At 64.3% G+C, this 18,316-nt stretch carries 19 protein-coding genes; 4 read left to right on the top strand and 15 right to left on the bottom strand.

The annotated features are described in order from the left end of the window. The first annotated feature begins 93 nt into the window (after positions 1–93). Complete coding sequence (locus XH90_RS32255; protein WP_194482883.1) at positions 94–1,878, top strand: acyl-CoA dehydrogenase family protein; 1,785 nt, start codon at positions 94–96, stop codon at positions 1,876–1,878. Between the two features lie 44 nt (positions 1,879–1,922). Continuing rightward, positions 1,923–3,011, top strand: coding sequence for a Zn-dependent alcohol dehydrogenase (locus XH90_RS32250; protein WP_194478256.1), 1,089 nt, complete (start codon positions 1,923–1,925; stop codon positions 3,009–3,011). A gap of 45 nt (positions 3,012–3,056) precedes the next feature. Here the strand turns inward: XH90_RS32250 and XH90_RS32245 are convergent, their stop codons facing one another. From XH90_RS32245 to mbfA, 5 genes are all read right to left on the bottom strand, one after another. Beyond that, positions 3,057–3,410 carry a nuclear transport factor 2 family protein gene (locus XH90_RS32245; protein ID WP_194478255.1) on the bottom strand — a complete coding sequence of 118 codons (354 nt, stop codon included), beginning with the start codon at positions 3,408–3,410 and terminating at the stop codon, positions 3,057–3,059. 28 nt (positions 3,411–3,438) lie between these two features. Beyond that, positions 3,439–4,911 (bottom strand): amidase, encoded by a 1,473-nt coding sequence (locus XH90_RS32240; RefSeq protein WP_194478254.1) that lies wholly within the window; start codon positions 4,909–4,911, stop codon positions 3,439–3,441. A gap of 90 nt (positions 4,912–5,001) precedes the next feature. Further along, positions 5,002–5,532, bottom strand: coding sequence for a cytochrome b (locus XH90_RS32235; RefSeq protein WP_194478253.1), 531 nt, complete (start codon positions 5,530–5,532; stop codon positions 5,002–5,004). Positions 5,533–5,561: 29 nt separating this feature from the next. Continuing rightward, the gene (locus XH90_RS32230; RefSeq protein WP_194482882.1) at positions 5,562–6,422 is read right to left on the bottom strand and encodes a hypothetical protein; all 861 of its coding nucleotides are present in this window, start codon (positions 6,420–6,422) and stop codon (positions 5,562–5,564) included. A 9-nt stretch (positions 6,423–6,431) separates the two neighbouring features. Further along, positions 6,432–7,403, bottom strand: a complete 972-nt coding sequence (gene mbfA, locus XH90_RS32225; protein WP_194478252.1) for an iron exporter MbfA — start codon at positions 7,401–7,403, stop codon at positions 6,432–6,434. 155 nt (positions 7,404–7,558) lie between these two features. Between mbfA and XH90_RS32220 the strand changes: the two genes are divergently transcribed. Further along, positions 7,559–8,281, top strand: a complete 723-nt coding sequence (locus tag XH90_RS32220) for a hypothetical protein (protein WP_194478251.1) — start codon at positions 7,559–7,561, stop codon at positions 8,279–8,281. A 59-nt stretch (positions 8,282–8,340) separates the two neighbouring features. Here the strand turns inward: XH90_RS32220 and XH90_RS32215 are convergent, their stop codons facing one another. The 6 genes from XH90_RS32215 to XH90_RS32190 all read right to left on the bottom strand — a co-directional run bounded on the left by XH90_RS32215 (position 8,341) and on the right by XH90_RS32190 (position 13,433). Next, positions 8,341–8,706, bottom strand: a complete 366-nt coding sequence (locus tag XH90_RS32215; protein WP_194478250.1) for a hypothetical protein — start codon at positions 8,704–8,706, stop codon at positions 8,341–8,343. 82 nt (positions 8,707–8,788) lie between these two features. Next, positions 8,789–9,940: an alpha/beta hydrolase gene (locus XH90_RS32210; RefSeq protein ID WP_194478249.1), complete on the bottom strand. Its 1,152-nt coding sequence runs from the start codon at positions 9,938–9,940 to the stop codon at positions 8,789–8,791. 36 nt (positions 9,941–9,976) lie between these two features. After that, positions 9,977–10,846, bottom strand: coding sequence for an MBL fold metallo-hydrolase (locus XH90_RS32205; RefSeq protein WP_194478248.1), 870 nt, complete (start codon positions 10,844–10,846; stop codon positions 9,977–9,979). 14 nt (positions 10,847–10,860) lie between these two features. After that, complete coding sequence (locus XH90_RS32200; protein WP_194478247.1) at positions 10,861–11,472, bottom strand: glutathione S-transferase family protein; 612 nt, start codon at positions 11,470–11,472, stop codon at positions 10,861–10,863. Between the two features lie 140 nt (positions 11,473–11,612). Then, positions 11,613–12,455, bottom strand: coding sequence for a fumarylacetoacetate hydrolase family protein (locus XH90_RS32195; protein ID WP_194478246.1), 843 nt, complete (start codon positions 12,453–12,455; stop codon positions 11,613–11,615). 126 nt (positions 12,456–12,581) lie between these two features. Further along, complete coding sequence (locus XH90_RS32190) at positions 12,582–13,433, bottom strand: MBL fold metallo-hydrolase (RefSeq protein ID WP_194478245.1); 852 nt, start codon at positions 13,431–13,433, stop codon at positions 12,582–12,584. Between the two features lie 194 nt (positions 13,434–13,627). Here XH90_RS32190 and XH90_RS32185 point away from each other — a divergent pair, with 194 nt between their 5' ends. Continuing rightward, positions 13,628–14,059, top strand: coding sequence for a DUF3775 domain-containing protein (locus tag XH90_RS32185; RefSeq protein ID WP_194478244.1), 432 nt, complete (start codon positions 13,628–13,630; stop codon positions 14,057–14,059). Here XH90_RS32185 and XH90_RS32180 read toward each other — a convergent pair whose 3' ends face one another. From XH90_RS32180 to XH90_RS32165, 4 genes are all read right to left on the bottom strand, one after another. After that, entirely contained in the window at positions 14,060–15,049 is a 990-nt protein-coding gene (locus tag XH90_RS32180) for an NADPH:quinone reductase (RefSeq protein WP_194478243.1), read from the bottom strand. Continuing rightward, positions 15,046–15,828, bottom strand: a complete 783-nt coding sequence (locus XH90_RS32175; RefSeq protein WP_194478242.1) for an SDR family oxidoreductase — start codon at positions 15,826–15,828, stop codon at positions 15,046–15,048. Before XH90_RS32175 ends, XH90_RS32180 begins: the two co-directional genes overlap by 4 nt. A gap of 128 nt (positions 15,829–15,956) precedes the next feature. Then, positions 15,957–16,469, bottom strand: coding sequence for a CvpA family protein (locus XH90_RS32170; RefSeq protein WP_194478241.1), 513 nt, complete (start codon positions 16,467–16,469; stop codon positions 15,957–15,959). Positions 16,470–16,665: 196 nt separating this feature from the next. Beyond that, positions 16,666–18,261, bottom strand: a complete 1,596-nt coding sequence (locus tag XH90_RS32165; RefSeq protein ID WP_194478240.1) for a GMC family oxidoreductase — start codon at positions 18,259–18,261, stop codon at positions 16,666–16,668. Between the last annotated feature and the right edge of the window lie 55 nt (positions 18,262–18,316).

Here is an 18,316-nt window from a genome sequence, read left to right as displayed (position 1 = left end):
GCTTTAACGCGTCTCGCGATGGGAGCATGATCGACATCATCTCAACCGGCAAGCGCTAAGAATTGCCGTCGGGCGGAAACGAAGAGGACGATGATGCACAAGCCGGTCACAGCGCAGCCCAAAGATGTCGCTGCCGCACCTTCAGGTCTGCTGGCCCCGGATACGTCGGGCATGAATTTCTACCGCGCCGATCAGGCGCTGACGGACCTCCTGCGCATTCATCTGTCCGACACGCTGTTCCGCCACATCGAGCCGCATCTCGATCGTCTCGGCGAACTCGCCGGCGGCCGGCTCGACGAATGCGCGCGCCTCGCCGACCGGCACACGCCGGTGCTGCACCAGCGCGACAAGTTCGGCCGCGACGTGCAGTCGGTCGAATATCACCCGGCCTATCGCGAGCTGGAGAACGCCGCGTTCGGCGAGTTCGGCATCCACGCGCTCTCGATCCGCAAGGGCATCATGGGCTGGCCCGACAAATATCCGGTCGTGGCAAAACACGCCTTCACCTTCCTGTTCAACCAGACCGAATTCGGCATGGGCTGTCCGATCAACGTCACCGACGGTTGCGCCAAGCTGCTGGCGAATTTCGGTAGTGAGGCGCTGAAGGCGAAATATCTCGAGGGCCTGACCTCGACCGACATGAGCAGGCTGACGCAAGGCGGCCAGTTCATGACCGAGAAGGAAGGTGGCTCCGACGTCGGCACGCTGACCACGCGCGCGGTGCAGGAGGGCGACCATTGGCGCCTTTACGGCGAAAAATGGTTCTGCTCGAATGCCGATGCGAAAGTCGTGATGCTGCTGGCGCGTCCTGAAGGCGCCGGCCCCGGCACGCGCGGCGTCGGCCTGTTCCTGATGCCGCGCTTCCTCGACGACGGCTCGCAGAACCACTACCGGATCGTGCGCCTGAAGGACAAGCTCGGCACCCGCTCGATGGCCTCGGGCGAGATCAAGCTCGAAGGCGCGATCGCCTATGCCGTCGGCAAGCTCGATCGCGGCTTCGTGCAGATGGCCGAGATGGTGAACTCGTCGCGGCTGTCCAACGGCGTCAAATCCACCGCGCTGATGCGCCGCGCCTATCACGACGCGATGACGGTGGCGAAGAACCGCGTCGTGTTCGGCAACCGCATCATCGATTTGCCGCTCGGCCGAAGGCAGATGCTGAAGATCATGTTGCCGGTCGAGCAGGCGCTCTCGATGAGCTTTCTCACCGCCGATGCGCTCGACCGCGCGGAGGCGGGCAGCCAGGATGCGGCGGCGCTGCTGCGCATCCTGACACCGACGCTGAAATTCCGCGCCACGCGCGATGCGCGAAAGGTCTGCGGAGATGCGCTCGAGATGCGGGGCGGCATCGGTTATATCGAAGAATTCGCGACCCCGCGCCTGCTGCGCGACGCGCATCTCGGCTCGGTCTGGGAAGGCACCGGCAACATCGTGGCCATCGATGCGCTCAGGCGTGCCGTTGGTCGCCACGGTGCCGAGTCCGCGCTCGCTGCCGATCTGCATGCCCGGCTGGATGACAGCGCGTCGGTGCCGCAGGCCTGGCGCGACAATCTGCGCGGCCTCGTGGATCGGGCGGTCGGATTCGCGCGCGAGGTCGCCGGCAGGTCCGAGAATGAGGCCGATGCGCGCCGCGCGACGAGCTTGCTCTATCATGTCGCCAGTGCGGTCGCGCTGGCCTGGGAGGCGCACCGCATCCACGAGATGCGCGGCGATGCGCGCCGGCTGCTGCTGTCGCGGCTGGTGATCGATCACCGGGTGTCGCCGAGCGATCCGTTCCGGCTGACGGAAAATGCCGTGCAGGCAAGGATCGCAGTGCTGCTGCTCGGCGATCGCGCCGCCGGCATGAGCGAGGTTGGCGAACTGGTTCTGGCAGCGTAGGCTGCGCGCCACGCTCGAACAAAAAACGTGATAGGGAGTGCTCGATGAAGGCCGCCGTCCTCCATGAAGTCAACAAGCCGCTGGTCATTGAGGATGTCAGCCTGCCCAAACCCGGCCCGCGCGAGGTCCTGATCCGCACCGCGGTGGCCGGCCTCTGCCACTCCGACCTGCACTTCATGGAAGGCCTCTATCCGCATCCGCTGCCCGCGGTGCTCGGGCACGAGTCCGCCGGCATCGTCGAGCAGGTCGGCTCCGACGTCACCTACGTGAAGCCGGGTGACCACGTCGTGACGTGTCTCTCAGTGTTCTGCGGCACCTGCGACAATTGCACCACGGGCCGCACCGTGCTCTGCACCGACACGACGGTGAAGATGCTGCCGGGTGCATCCAACCGGATGCAGTGGAACAGGCCGGAGAAGCTGAACCAGTTTCTCAACCTCTCGTCCTTTGCCGAGCAGATGCTGGTGCACGAAAACGCCATCGTCAAAATCCGCAAGGAAATGCCGCTCGATCTCGCGGCGCTGATCGGTTGCGGCGTCATCACCGGTTATGGCGCAGTCGTGAACACGGCGAAGGTGACGGCGGGCGAGACCGTGGCGGTGATCGGCTGCGGCGGCGTCGGCATGGCCGCGATCAACGGCGCGCAGATCGCCGGCGCCGGCCGCATCATCGCCATCGACACCAATCCGGCAAAGCTCCAGCTCGCAACCAAGCTGGGCGCGACCGACATCATCAACCCCGCCGACGGCGACGTCGTGAAGCAGGTGCGCGATCTCACCAATGGCGGCGTGCAGCATTCGTTCGAGGTGCTTGGCCGCAAGGAGACGGCGGAGCAGGCCTTCGCCATGCTCACCTCGGGCGGCACCGCCACCATCGTCGGCATGATCCCGTTCGGGCAGAAGATCGAGCTGCACGGCTTCGACTTCCTGCGCGAGCGGCGGATCCAGGGCTCGTCGATGGGCTCGAACCATTTCCGCGTCGACATGCCGCGCCTGGTCGATTTCTACCTGCGTGGCCGGCTGCATCTGGAGGATTGGATCTCGGCCAAGCTGAAGCTCAGCGAGATCAACGAGGGTTTTGCCAACATGAAAGCCGGCAAGACGCTGCGCAGTGTAATCGTGTTTGATAGCTGAGCGTTTTCGCCTCTCCCCGCCCTTTGCGAGGAGAGGCAGGAAGCCTCACCGCGACACGTGCGCCGACACGGTCAGCCACGTCCCGTTCTTCTTCGCCCAGCAATCGGTATAGCGCCCGGTCGCCTGTTGGCCGTCCGCGGTGGTGTAGCTCGTCGCCGCGTGGATGATGGCGAAATCGCCCATGATGCGGATGACGACGTCGAATGCGTGCAGATTGCGGATCGCGATCGGCCGTGCCGTCTGCTCCAGGAAGGCGGCGCGGTCGACCAGTGTCTTGTCGGGATTGGAGCAATAGAATTCCGGCGCCAGGATCTCGTCGAAGCGCTTGACGTCGCAGTTCTGCACGGATGCGACGTAGTCGCGGTTGAGTGCGGTGAGCTGTTCGAGGTCCTGGTTCATGGTGCTTCCTCTCCCTGGGATGAGGCCTTCAATCGTCAAACATCTTCGGCGGCACGAATCCGCCGAATTCGCGCTCGATCAGCTCGGCAAGCTTGAGCGGCGTGCGGTCCTCCAGCCACGGGCCGACGATCTGTACGCCGACCGGCAACCCATCGGGTGCGAAGCCTGATGGGATCGCGGTCGAGGGCAGGCCGGGGAGCGTCGCGATGCCGGGCCAGGCGAGCTGGTCGGGATAGACATACTCCTCGCCGTCGATCTTGATGCGGCGCTGCTCCTGGTCGTCCGAGTGATCGTGGGGATAGGCCGGCGTCGGCATGACCGGGCAGATCACCGCGTCATACGTCTTGAACAGCTCGCGCCATTGCGCGCGCAACCGGGTGCGTCCGGCGTTCGCCACCACCCAGTCGCGATGGCTCAGCGAGATGCCGCGCAATCTTTCCGCGGCGAGGCTGTTGTCGCCTTCCGGCAGGGCCGCGGCGGCCGCCTTGGCGCCGGCATAGACATCAGGTGCAAAGCTGGCCGCCAGGAACGACAGCAGCATGCGCATATAGAGCCGCGACGAGGCCGCGAAGTCAGGCAGCAGCGGGCTGCTGCGTTCGATCTTGACGCCAGCCTTGGCCAGATTGTCGGCGAGCGTGTTGATGGTGCCACGCACGGCCGTGTCGGTCGGCAGCAGCGGATCGGTGTCGATCACCAGCACACGAAAATCCCTGAACGCGGCATGTCGCGCCGCGGGGAGATCGAGCCTGTAGGCGACGCCCGCCTCGATCGGATCGGGGCCGGCCATGACCTCGAGCAGCAGCGCGAGGTCGGCAGCGCTCCGCGCCATCGGACCGATCACCGAGAGATCGCGCTCGAACGGCAGCGGCGGCGCCGGCGGCGCGACATGCCCGCGCATGGCGACCAAGTTGAAGGTCGGCTTGTGCGCATAGACGCCGCAATGGAACGCCGGCACGCGCAGCGAGCCGCCGATGTCCGAGCCGATCGACAGCGGGCCATAGCCCGCGGCGAGCGCCGCGGAAGAGCCGCCGGACGAGCCGCCCGGCGTGCGGCCGAGATCATAGGGATTGTTGGTGGTGCCGTAGATGTCGTTGTAGCTCTGCCAGTCGGCGAGCGCGAGCGGCACGTTGGTCTTGCCGAGCACGACGGTGCCGGCGTCCTTCACCCGCGCCACCGGCAGCGAGTCGTCCTTGGCGATGAAATCTCTCTGCGCAGGATTGCCCCAGGTCGTGGGCAGGCCGGCGATGTTGTAGGATTCCTTCACCGTCATCGGCAGGCCGAGCAGCGGCCTGCGCTCGCCGCGGGCCAATGCCGCATCCGCGTCACGGGCGGCGCTCAGCGCACGATCGAAATCCCGGACGCAGATCGCGTTGATCTTGTCGTCGTGACGCTCGATGCGGTCGATCGCATCCTGCGCGAGCTCGACGGCGGAGACCTTCCTTGCCGTCAACGCGGCCGACAGCTCGACCGCGCTCTTGAAACTCCATTCCGACTTCGCCACGACATGCTCCTGCGCTTCACTTGTGGGATGATGCGCAGTTTTAGCCGATGCCGCAACCGCCGTTTGATCGCGGTTGATCTGCCCTGGTCTTTATCCGGGTAGCATTCGCTGCATCACACGGTCGCGATAGACGAAGATATGCGCGAGCGCGGCGGCGACATGAACCGCGATGGTGACGAGCAGCGCCCATTCCATCGCCTGGTGGAGGCCGTCGATGGTTCTGCCGGCCGCTGCGTTGCCAGATGCCAGCATTGGCAGCGGCACGAGATAGAAGAAAGACAGCGACCATCCGCGAAAGGACGCAAACAGCCAACCCGAAATCGTCGTCGCCAGCACCAGCGCGTAGAGCAGCCAGTGAATGGCCTCCGACGAGATGCGCTGCCAGGCGGGCAGCGAGCTCTCGGGCGCGACGGGATGGGTGACACGCCAGGCGAGGCGGAGTGCCGTCAGCGCCAGAACCGTGATCCCGATCGAGACATGAAACGTCATGCCGGCACCCGGACGCATGTCGCGGTGGAGATCCGGCATCAGCCAGCCGATCGGATATTGCACGGCAAGCAGCGCGACGATGAGCCAGTGGAAGATCTTGGCTGGCGTGCCGTATTGAAGACGGTTGGTCATGAGGCTCCTGCCATTGAATGCCGTGCCGATCAGGGCTGGAAGCCCCGCGTCGCGGCATGGGTGAACGGATTGACGGGCCCGCTGCCCATGCGCGTGTTGCCGTCCGGCTTCTGTCCCGGCACGGGGAAGGCGTAGCCGATGATGGTCTTCACCACCAGCCGGTCGGACGCCGGCGTTAACCCGTAGCCGACGCCAAAGTTCACATCGAACACACCGGCCTTGAAGTCGGTGACGGCAAACAACGTGTGCTGCTGGTCCGCAAGCTTGTCGAAACTGCCGATCTGGCCGAGGTCGCTGTAGTACTCGAATCCTGCGAACAGGTCGTCCCCGAACCTGCGTGCGATACGCGCCGCCGGCGTGAAGTGCTGTTCAGCAAATTTCCCGAAATGGATGTCGACGATCGGATTGACGATGAACTCGTAGTCGCTGTTTCGCATCCCGATGATCGGGCGAATCTCCATCGAGAAGCGGGACTGGGAGAATGGCGGTGTCTCGTTGCTGAATTCGAAGTTCACGCCGTAGAAAAAATTGCGTTGTTCGGCGTGCGGCGAAACGAACAGCGTTCGCAGCTTGAAGGCGTCCGAATAGAAGCGCTCGTCCTGGACCGAGAACGGTAGATACAGCCCGACCTCCCACCAGTCGGTCACGCCGTAGGCGAATTCCGGGGTGCCGTTCAGGCTGTGATGTGAGGCGAGCCCCCCGGGAAAGGGCGGATTCTTCTGACCGAGCGCGACGTCGTTCAGATGCTGCTGGATCGTGAATTGGCCCACCTCGGCGATCCCGGCGTTGTAGACTTGAATTTCGTCGGTCGCATGCGCGGCTCTGCCGACGGCCGCGAGGCTCAATGCAGCCCCAAGGCCTGCTGCGGCGAGCGAGCGACGTTCCTTCATCGCCGCCACCTACGCCGCCCCGATCAATATTCCCACCGCCAGCACGATCGCGCCACCGAGCACGATCTGGAACACCGCCTGGAGGAACGGCGTGTCCATGTAGCGGGCGCGGATGAAGGCGATCGCCCACAATTCGAAGAACACGACGAGGCCGGCGATACCGGTCGCGATCCAGAAGGCGTTGGGCCATGCGTCTGGTACGAGATAGGGCATGGTGTGGCCGAGGCCGCCCAGCGTCGTCATCGCGCCACAGGTGATGCCGCGCAGCCAGGGCGAGCCGCGCCCCGTCAGCGAGCCGTCGTCGGACAGCGCCTCTGCAAAGCCCATGCTGATGCCGGCGCCGATCGAGGCGGCAAGGCCGACGAGAAAAGTCTGCCAGTTCTGGTGGGTGGCGAACGCCGCCGCGAACAGCGGCGCCAGCGTCGAGACCGAGCCGTCCATCAGGCCGGCGAGGCCGGGTTGCACATATTGAAGCACGAACATCCGCCGACGCGTGCGGTCTTCTTCCTCGCGCACGTCGGGCTTGAGGATCTCGTCGGTCAGAGCGACTGCGCGGTTCTCGTGATGCTTTTCTTCCTCGGCGAGATCGCCCAGCAGGCGGCGCACGCCGACATCCTTTGCCTGCTCGGCGGCGCGCGCGTAAAAGCGCTCAGCCTCGAGCTCCATGGTCTCGACTTCTTTCCGGATCGTGTCGAGTGGCAGGTTCTTGGTCAGCCAGATCGGGCGCCGGCGCAGAAAGCCCTTGACGTCCTCGCGGCGGATCGGCGGCAGATGCGGGCCGAAACGCTCTTCAAAGAGCTGGAGCAGGCGATGCCGGTGGCCGCGCTCCTCCTCCGCCATCTCCTCGAAGATCTTGGCCGTATCCGGATAGCGCTCTCGCAAATCCTCGGCGAAGGTCATGTAGATGCGGCTGTCCTGCTCCTCGGAGGAGATCGCGACCGCAAGCACCTCGCGCTCGGTCAAATCGGCAAAGTTCTTCACGGAGAGCCCCATCAACGTAACTTAGAACGGTTCTAAATTACATAGGGTATCCGTCAGAGCAGGTCAATTCGCCCCCGCAATGCGGCGACTTGGATGGAACCGAAGTCCGGGAACAGCCGTTCGAATGACCGTGCCGAGACGCGGAGGGGAGTGCCATGGACAAGGTCAAATATCGCTTCAATGCACCGCGCCTGGCCCCGCGGAGGACAAAGCTCGAGATTCCCGGATGGGCGGGGCCGCGCGAGCCGCGTGCAAACGGTTCGCATGAACAGGTCTGGCACTGCGTGCCGTTCTCGGAAGGCGCGCAGTACGGCATCGAGCTGTTCTATCCCTACGACAATGAGCTGCATGTCAGCACCCGCGACGGCAAGCTCGAGCTGGAGGGTGATTGGGGACCGGCGCCCGAGAGTGGGGTGCAGTGGCCGCCGTTTCGCAACTTCGGCGACGGCTTCTACACCTATCAGCTCCTGCTCGACCTCAAGGTTGAGAAGGGCATGGCGATCCGCACCGAGCCGCATCCGCGCTTCTACGTTGACCGGACGGACACCGTTCCGGTTGCCGTGCCGGCCTTGATCCGCAACTGGTGGCCGATGGTCTTCTTTTGCGTGTTCAAGTCGCCGGCCGAGGGACGCACGCACATCTTCCGGCCGGGCGAGCCGTTCGCCCAGATCATCGTCATTCCCGAAGAGGCGAAGTTCGAACTCGAGCCGATGAGTGAGGAAGAGGCGGCCGAGCGGGAGCTCCAGTCGCGCCGGATCCATGCGAATCGGCCTGCGCTCTCGGCCGGGACCGAATGGACCTCATCGACCGACACGGTGTTCGATGGCACCTACAGGCACCTGCATCGCGCAGCCAAGGACAAAGCCAGACAAGGCTGAAGGTCAAAGAGAAACGCCGGGCGGGGCGCCCGGCGCTTCAACGTGATCCTCGGTAACCGCTACCGATAGTAATATAAACCATGGTGGTGGTGATGATGGTGGTGATGGTGGTGATACCGCCGCCGCGGAACCACCACGACGCCACCGCGCCAATAGCCATGATGATGGTGATGGTGCCAGTAGCCGTGATGATGATGATGGTGGTGATGGTGGTAGTAGAATTGGGCCACCTGGACGTTGGCTTCGGCTGAATTCGCCGGAGCCTGCTCATCGAGCGCCTGCAGCGTACGAGCTGCATTCGGAATGGGTTCCAGCAAATCTGCGTAGGAACTTGCCTTCAGCACGTCCGACGGCGTGGCTTGCGCGCCGGCCAATGTGCCGAGCGCCGCCACCGCTCCCAACAGTCCGGCGATCTTCTTCTCCATCAGGGAATCTCCTCCTATGTGCACATTGCCCAATGGCGGCAACGCGTCGCAGGGAGGAACGTTCCTGCCTTCCGGCCTGATGCTACCGATGCCGTGCAGCCTGTTCGAGAAAGCCGAGCAGCAACCGGCTGACCTCGGCAGGCTGCTCCTGCTGCACCCAATGGCCGGCGCGGTCGACGAGATGGCAGCCGAGCATGTTGGTGCAGCCGCCCCCCTGCATCGCCTCGAACACGCCGGGCCGCTGGTAGGTGCCCCAATCCTGCTTGCCCGAGATGAAGCACGAGGGCACGTCGATGCTGCGGCCCGAGAACAACTGCATCTCGCTGTTGAGAATGCCCGTCGTGCCGTAGCGATACCATTGCAACCCGCCCTGGAATCCGGTGCGGCCATATTCGGCGGCGTAATAGGCGAGATCGCTGTCCGGCAGCCATTGGTTGGCGGCGATCGCGGCGGCCGACGGCATCTCCTTCGCGACCGTCTCGGCCATGGTCTCGTCGAGGTCCATCACGTAATAGGTCGGCAGTTTTGCGAGCTCGCCCGCCGACCAGGATTTCAGCGGAGTGGGGTTGTTGTCGGTCCAGTCCGCGCTCTTGTGATGATAATAGGCGCGCAGGAAATCATGCAGGCCCTGCGGCGCGTCGACCATGTCGGCATTGGCCGGCCGTGTCGAATAGTACCATTGATAGTGCTTGCGCGGGCGCGGCAGCGCGGCGAGCTCGCGATGGACAGGGTCTTCGGCTGGCGGCGTTGCCGGCGCATCGACCGTATTGAACGGCAGCGGCGGCGCCCCGCCGAACGGCGCGCTCATCAACGTCACCGAACGAAACACGTCGGGCCGGATCAGGGCGCACCAGGCGGCGACCGGGCTGCCGAAATCATGTCCGGCGAGGTCGACCTGCCTGTAGCCGAATGCCGACACCAGCGCGAGCGCATCGCGAACCAGATTGAGCAGCGAGAATGGCGTGAGATCGCCGTCGTAGTCAGCGGTCCATCCCGTGGTGCGGCCATAGCCGCGCTGGTCGGGTGCGAGCACGTGATAGCCCGCAGCCGCGAGCGCCGGCATCACTTTGCGCCAGGAGAAGGCGAGCTCGGGAAACCCGTGCAGCAGCAGGATGCAGGGGCGCCCATTGGTCTCGAAACCGGCCTCCAGCACATGCATGCGCAAGCCGTTGATGCCGTCGACATATCGTGAGCGGATGCCGGCGGGAAGGGGGATGTCGGTGAGTGATGCCATCGTGTCGCTCTATTCGAGGGAATCTACGACATCTCACTAAACGGCCGCACACACGAATGCGCTGCCCTTGCGCTTGATCTTCCCCACCGAGGGCGAAGGGAAATGCGCGGTGCAGCACAGCGTGTCGGTGCCGCAATAGCGTTCGAGAAAGCCGCGGCGTGTCGTCGCCGCCTTGGCCGGATCGACGTCGAACTTGATCGACAGCTCAGGATAAAGCGTCTGCAGCGGCGAGTGCATCAGATCGCCGGAAAACACCGCGTCGTCCTTGCCGCGTCCCATCGCGATGGCGACGTGACCCGGCGTGTGGCCCGGCGTCGGCACGATGCGGACATGATCGCCGATCTGGTGATCGTTGCCGACGAGCTCGTGCCTGTTGGCCTCGACGACCGGCAGCACGCTGTCGGCGAAAGGCGGGATCTCCGTCTTTGCATTCTCCGAGAACCAGTGGTCGTATTCCTGCCTGGTGAACACGTAACGTGCCTTGGGGAAGGTCGGCACCCAGCGGCCGTTCTCCAGCCGCGTGTTCCAGCCGACGTGATCGACATGCAGATGCGTGCACATCACGAAGTCGATGTCGTCGACCGAGACGCCGGCGCCATTGAGCGCGCGCAGATAAGTATCGTCGGTCTTCATGTTCCATTTCGGGCGATTGGGGCGCGGCTTGTCGTTGCCGATGCAACTGTCGATCAAAATGGTGTGGTGCGGCGTCTTCACCACATAGGACTGGAACGCCAGCATCAACACGTCCTGATCGTCCAGTGCCTTGGCTTGCCGCATCCAGTCCCGGTTCTCGGCCAGCACCTCCGGCGTCAGTCCCGGCAGCATCTCCAGTGCCGGGACGAACGAGGTTTCCTGCTCGATGACGCGATGGATGATGAGATCGCCGACCGAGAACTTCAGGCTCATGAGAACTCCAGTTGTTATGCGGCTGGTGGCACCGAGATCTTGACCGAGGGCCGCTCGAGCATCTTCTGATGGAAGGCGTCGAGTTTCGGATAGGCCTTGCGCCAGCCGCAATCGGCGAAGCGGAAGTCCGCATAGCCGAGCACGCAGACGAGGCCGATCTGCGAGATGTCGAACGGGCCGTTCAGCACCTCAGGCATGTTCTCGAACCGCGCCATGCCGGTCCATGCCCGGTTCCAGTGGTCGTCCGACCACGCCTGCCATTGCAGGCCCTGCGGTCGCACCATCTTTTCGTAGCGGCACAGCAGCATGGAATCGAGCATGCCATTGATGAGCGAATGATTGGTCTTCGCCTTCCAGCGCCGCGGACCGTAGTCCGGGATAAGGCTGCCGCCGGCCATCTCGTTGAGATATTCGACGATGACGTAGGAGTCCAAAATCACGTCGCCGTCATTGGTGATCAGCACCGGCAGCTTCTTCAGCGGCGTGATCTTCGAATAGTCCTCGTTCACCGTGCCCGGAGCGACGGTCGCCGGCGTGAACTCGATCTTGTCGATCAGCCCGAGCTCGATCGCGGCGATGCGCACCTTGCGGGCGAAGGGCGAGGCAGCGGAGAAGGAGAGTTTCATGGGAGTGTCCTACGGGGTGACCGGAAGTTGGTTTTCGTCATTGCGAGGAGCGAAGCCAATCCGGACTGTCTCCGCAGGACGATCTCCAGATTGCCTCGCTTCGCTCGCAATGACGGGGAGAGGGCGGAAGTCGCGGCAGCTTACGCCGCCACGATCTCCTGGCGTTGCTCGCCGAGGCCTTCGATGCCGAGCGTCACGACGTCGCCGACGTTGAGGAAGGTCGGCGGCTTCATGCCGAGGCCGACGCCGGGCGGGGTGCCCGTAGTGATGATGTCGCCCGGCAGCAGGGTCATGAACTGCGAGACGTAGGAGATGCACTTGGCCATCGAGAAGATCATCGTCTTGGTCGAGCCCGTCTGGCGGCGCTGACCATTGACGTCGAGCCACATCGAGAGGTTCTGCACGTCCTTGATCTCGTCCTTGGTCGCAAGCCAAGGTCCGACCGGGCCGAACGTGTCGTGCGATTTGCCCTTGGTCCACTGGCCCAGGCGCTCGGTCTGGAAGTTGCGCTCGGACACGTCGTTGCAGACGCAATAGCCGGCGACGTAGTTCAGCGCATCGGCTTCCGAGACGTACTTGGCGCGGGTGCCGATGATCGCGGCGATCTCGACTTCCCAGTCGAGCTTGGTCGAGCCGCGCGGCTTCTCGACGTTATCGTTCGGGCCGGACAGCGACGTGTTGGCCTTCATGAAGATGATCGGCTCGGTCGGAATGGCGGCGCCGGTCTCCTTGGCGTGGTCGCTGTAGTTGAGGCCGATCGCGACGAATTTCGAGATGCCGGTGACGGGGGCGCCGAAGCGCGGCTTGCCGGAGACGGCCGGCAGCGAGGCCGGATCGATGGCCGCGAGCTTCTTTAGAGATTCCGGCGAATAGGCCTCGCCGGTGAGGTCCTTCACATGCGCCGAGAGGTCGCGCAACTGGCCGGATTTGTCGATCAGGCCGGGCTTTTCCGCACCCTTTTCGCCGTAACGAACAAGCTTCATTCTCGTTTCTCCCTTGGGATGGACTGATCGGTTAAATAGCTTCATGGAACAGCGCGGCGGGAAATTCAACCGCCGAAAAAGGAGCGCAATGCAGCCCTTCCGCCGTGAGGTGACGGCCCGCAAACCCTATGATTGCAGCGCCACAAACCTGAACGCATCGCCCTCCCGCCGGATATGCCCGGCCGAGAAATGCCCGCCGACCACCAGAGTCGGCGTATCGGCAAACCGGTCGAACAGCTCGCGCCGTGTGGCGGCCGACTGCGCCTGGTCCGAATCCGCGGTGGAGGACCAGCCAAGATGCGCCATCTGGCAGGGGTGATGGGCGACGTCGCCGGTCAAGAGACCCTGCTCGCCGTCCGACTGGATCAAAATGCTCATATGGCCCGGGCTGTGGCCGGGCGTCGGGATCATGCTGATGTGCTCGCCGAGGCGGTGATCGCTCGGGATCAGATCGGCACGGTCGGCATCGACGATCGGCTTCACGGAATCGCTGAAGACGGCCAGCTTGTCCGGCTCGGACGAGTGGTCGCGCCAGTGCTCGTATTCGGTGCGGCCGAACACGTAACGGGCCTTCGGGAAGGCCGGCACCCATTTGCCGCCGACGAGCTTCGTATTCCAGCCGACGTGGTCGACGTGAAGATGGGTGCACAGCACGGTGTCGATGCTTTCAGGCGGAAAACCCGCCGCCGCCATCATCTCCAGGAACGGTGTGTTGCGGTTATTCCAGGTCGGGACGTTGCGGCCCTGCTTGTCGTTGCCGAGCCCGGTGTCGACCACGATCCGGCGCGAGGGCGTCTCCACCACCAGCGAATGGATCGACATTTTCAGCCGGCCTTCCTCGGTGGCGAAATGAGGGATCAGCCAGGGCAGCTTCCGGATCTCGTCATTGCTCGCCAGAGGCAGAATGAAGCGGGTCGAGCCGACCGTCTCCATCTCCACCACCTTGGTGATTTTGACCTTGCCGATCTTCCAATGCATGGGACGTGCCCCCATTTTCTTGCTTGTGTCCTCCCCGTCATTCCGGGGTCGTGATTTCGTCACGCCCGGAATGACCGGGATAACTGGCGGCGAAAGATGCGCACTTTCCGCCTCCGGGCGCAATGGATCATCTGTCGCGATGTTGCGTTATCGAGGAAACCCGGACCAACCCGAACGACGAGCAGGGGGAGCCCATGCCAGAGCTAGCGATTTCCGCCGACAAGGTCGCCTTCATCATCGAGAAGGCGCGTGAATTCGACGTCAAGGAATCGGGATCGGATCCGGATTCAGGCTCCAACCCCTCCGATGACGACGAGATCGACGTGCTGGAGGACACCAATTCCGATCCGGTCGCGGCCGAGCTATCCGGCTTCATCCGGGCGCTGAACGAGGACGAGCAGCTCGACCTGGTCACGCTGATGTGGCTCGGTCGCGGCGACGGCGATGTCGACGAGTGGGACGACCTGCGCGCCCGCGCCATCGAGGCGCGCAGCGAGTACAAGGCGCCGAGGCGCGAGGTGGTGCAATATCTGCTCGGCGAGCCGATGCTGGGCGATCTGCTCGCCGACGGCATGGACGAACTCGGCATCGACTGGAGCGGCGAGCGGACCACGCCTGTGTCGTAGCTATCGAGCGCAGTCGACGATCACGGTACCGAGCTTGTCGCCCCTCTCCACGGCAAGATGGGCCTGCGCAGTATCCGACAGCGCGAACTGCGCCGCGACATTGTGAATCCGCTGACCCGCCAATAGCCACTTTGTCATGTCGGCTTGTGCCGCTGCGAGCAGCGCCGGCGGCAGCGCGAACAGCACGAGCGATTGCAGGTTGATACACTTTTCCATCAGCTCGCGCATTGGCAGCGTTGGCGTGCGATTGCCGTTGGTGGCGTAGACGGCAATGGTGGAGTTCACCGCCATCAGCTTCAGCGTCGTCGCGATGTTGCCGCCGAAATCGACCTCGACCACGCGGTCGACCCCGCGCCCGCCGGTGAAGGCCATCGCCTTGGCGACGACGTCCTCGTGCTTGTAGTTGATCACGAGATCGGCGCCCGCGCGCCTGGCCTGCTCGCCCTTCATCGCCGAACTGACCGTCGCGATCACCCGGGCGCCGCCCCATTTGGCGAGCTGCACCGCATAATGGCCGACCGCACCGGCGCCGCCGGTGACCAGCACGGTCTTGCCGACGAGCGGCCCGCCCGCAAACAGCGAGCACCACGCGGTCATCCCCGGGATGCCGAGCGTCGCGCCTTCCGCGAAGGAGAGATCGTCCGGCAGCGGCGTCACCAGCTTCTCGGCGAGCGCGATATATTCCGCGGCCGTGCCGAAGGCGCGGCCGTTGCGCTGACCGTTGAACAGCCAGACCCGATCGCTGATCTTGAAGCGCGTCACGCCGTCGCCGATCTGGTCGACGAATCCCGCGCCGTCGCTGTTCGGAATGACGCGCGCAAACTCCATCGTGCGGTAGCTTCCGCCGCGACGACCGACATCGGCCGGATTGACGCCGGAGGCCTCCAGGCGAATGCGGACTTCGCCCGGACCCGCGACCGGCGTTGGCATCTCACCATAGGTGAGAACGTCCGCCGCCGGTCCTGTCTGCTCGTACCAGACTGCCTTCACAGCGTGCCCGGGAACGCACCACCATCGAGCAAGATGTTCTGTCCGGTGATGAAGCCCGCCTTGGCACCGCACAGGAATGCGCAGGCATAGCCGAACTCGTCGGGCTGGCCGAAGCGGCCGGCCGGATTGAGTTTTGCGCGCTCGGCCAGAATCTGCTCGGGCGTCGTGCCGCGCTTGTCGGCCTCGGCCTTCGCGGTGCCGGTCAGGCGGTCGGTCTCGAACGGGCCCGGCAAGAGGCCGTTGATGGTGACGTTGTTGATCACGGTCTTGCGCGACAGGCCGGCGATGAAGCCGGTGAGGCCGGCGCGTGCGCCGTTGGAGAGGCCGAGGATGTCGATGGGCGCTTTCACCGCGGCCGAGGTGATGTTGACGATGCGGCCGAACTTGCGCGCCATCATGCCGTCGACGGTCGCCTTGATCAGCTCGATCGGCGTCAGCATGTTGGCATCGATCGCCTTGATCCAGTCGTCGCGGGTCCAGTTGCGGAAATCGCCGGGCGGCGGGCCGCCGGCGTTGTTGATCAGGATATCGGGCTCGGGGCAGGCTTTCAGCACGGCCTCGCGGCCGGCGGGCGTGGTGATGTCGCCGACGATTTCGGTGACCTTCACGCCGGGATAGGCCTTGCGGATGTCGTCGGCCGTCTTCTTCAGCGCTTCGGCGCCGCGCGCGGTCAGCGTGACGTCGACACCGGCTTCGGCCAGCGAGATGGCGCAAGCGCGCCCCAAGCCCTTGCTGGATGCGCAGACGATGGCGCGGCGGCCTTTGATCCCAAGATCCACAGTTTCACTCCCGAAAATAGCAGGCAGGTTTTGGATGGCCGGCACTCTAGCCAACCTCGGCGGCCCTGATAAGGGACAGGCCCGCGTCAAAATGCATGGCGCGCGGCGCGGCGATGCAAATGCGCGGGTTAGATTCGCCGCTCCTGCTTCAGGCGGTCGATCGCGGCCGCGGCCTCCGGCGGCAGCGATTTGAAGCCCATCTGCCCGACCATCGAGAACAGCGGCCGCAGATGCGAGCCGGCCAGGAACGGCGGCTGCCGGTTCGGCGGCACGATCTGGTCGAACACCAGCACCAGCGTCGTGGCGACGAGCCCGACCCTGATGGCGCCGAGCGCGGCGCCGCCGAGGCGGTCGCCGATCCCGGCGTCGCGGATCGTGTCGCTCAGCGCGAGGCGGCCGAGATATCCGAACAACATGCCGACGACCAGGAAGATGCCGAAGAACCAGATCCAGTTCTGAAACAGCGGCGCGTTCGGATTGGCGGCGACCTGGGGCACGATCAGCGGCATCAGCGCGACAGCGATGGGGGCGGCGAGCAGATAAGCGAGGATGGTCATGGCGCTGCCGAGCAGACCGGTCCGGAAACCGAAGCCGATCGCAATTGCGAGCGCCGCATAGACGGCGAGATCGAAACTGTTCATGCGCGAAACCCTGCCAATGGAACGAATGAACGGCGAACCGGTCGTTCGGTTTCAGATCGCTAAAATCGTCTGTATTTTTTGCTCCAGAGGCTCAAATACTGCGCCCATTCCATGACTATTCAACGTCAGCGATAAAGGCAACTTTTGGTTGTCAGCCCGACGAAGGCCGGGACGACAATGTGGAGACAGCGCCGCCTCACGCCCGCACCTCCGCCCGGATCATGTCCGCCGCCTTCTCCCCGATCATGATGGCGGGCGCATTGGTGTTGCCGCCGATCAGCGTCGGCATGATCGAGGCGTCGACGACGCGCAAGGCCTCAACGCCATGCACTTTCAGCTTCGGATCGACCACGGCCATCGCATCGGCGCCCATCTTGCAGGTGCCGACGGGGTGATAGACCGTGTCGACGCGATTGCGCAGGATGGCGCGGATGTCGTCGTCGGTGTGCACGCCGGACGTGAACATGTCCTTCTTCTGCAATGCGCGCAGCGCGGGCGTCTCCATCAGCCGTCGCGTGGTCTTGAAGCCCGCAACCATCGATTCGAGATCCTCTTCCTCCCCCAAGAAGTTCGGATCGATCATCGGCGCCGCGAGCGGATCGGCGTTCTTCAGCCAGACGCTGCCGCGGCTCTTCGGCCTGAGCAGGCAGACATGGCACGAGAAGCCTGCCTCCTTGTGCTTCTTGCGGCCGTGGTCGTCGAGCATCGCGATGACGAAGTGCAGCTGGATGTCGGGCACGTCGAGGTCGGGCCGTGTCTTGAGGAAGCCGCCGCATTCGGCGAAATTGGTGGTCATCAGGCCGCGCCGCTCCTTCCGATAGCGCTGGATGGCGCGGAGCAGCGATGGCACCCGGCCAAGCGAGGCGTGAACGAAGTGCGGATAGTCGGAGGCGTAGACGAACACGAAATCCGGATGGTCCTGCAGATTGCGACCGACGCCCGGCAGATGATGCGTGACGTTGATTCCATGCTTGCCAAGTGCCTCGCCCTCACCGACGCCCGACAGCATCAGGAGTTGCGGTGACTGGAAGGCGCCGCCGGCAAGGATCACCTCGCGGCGCGCGCGCAGCTGCTTCTTTTGCTTGCCTTGCACATATTCGATGCCGACCGCACGCCCGCCTTCGAACAGGATCTTCGTCGCCGGCGCCCCGGTCTCGACGCGCAGATTGGCGCGCTTATCCATGTGCGGCTGTACATAGGCGCGTGCGGCGCTCCAGCGCTCGCCCTTGTGCTGCGTCACCTGATAGCTGCCGAGCCCTTCGTGGTCCTCTTCATTGAAGTCCTCGCGAATGCGGAACTGCGCCTCGCGCGCGGCCTGGTGGAAGATCTCATGGATCGGATTGTCCGAGCGCAGCCTGTTGACATGCAGCGGGCCGTCCTTGCCGTGATAGGCGCCGTCGAAGTCGCTGTTGTTCTCCGAGCGCTTGAAATAAGGCAGCACGTCGGCGTACGACCAGCCGGCATTGCCGAGCGAGGCCCAGTGGTCGTAGTCCCATTTGTGGCCGCGGATATAGACCATCGCGTTGATCGCCGAGGAGCCGCCGAGGCCCTTGCCGCGCGGTTGATAGCCGATGCGGCCGTTCAATCCCTTTTGCGGCACGGTATCGAAGGCCCAGTTGGCCGCCTGGTACGGCAGCGCGAGCCCGAACGGCGTGGTGATCCGCCAGCTGTCGTTCTTGCCTCCGGCATCGAGCAGCGCCACTGACGTTGCCGCATCCTCGGAAAGTCTTCCTGCGACCGCGCAACCGCCCGAGCCTGCGCCCACGACGATGAAATCGAATGTGTCAGTCACTGATGTTTCCCCCTGATTGTCCTTCCGGGTTCGCTTCGCGCCCCGGAACGACCGT

This window comes from Bradyrhizobium sp. CCBAU 53338, from assembly GCF_015291665.1.
Classification (GTDB): domain Bacteria; phylum Pseudomonadota; class Alphaproteobacteria; order Rhizobiales; family Xanthobacteraceae; genus Bradyrhizobium.
The sequence above is the reverse complement of the archived record's forward strand: the minus strand, read 5'-3'. Positions and strand labels throughout refer to the sequence as shown.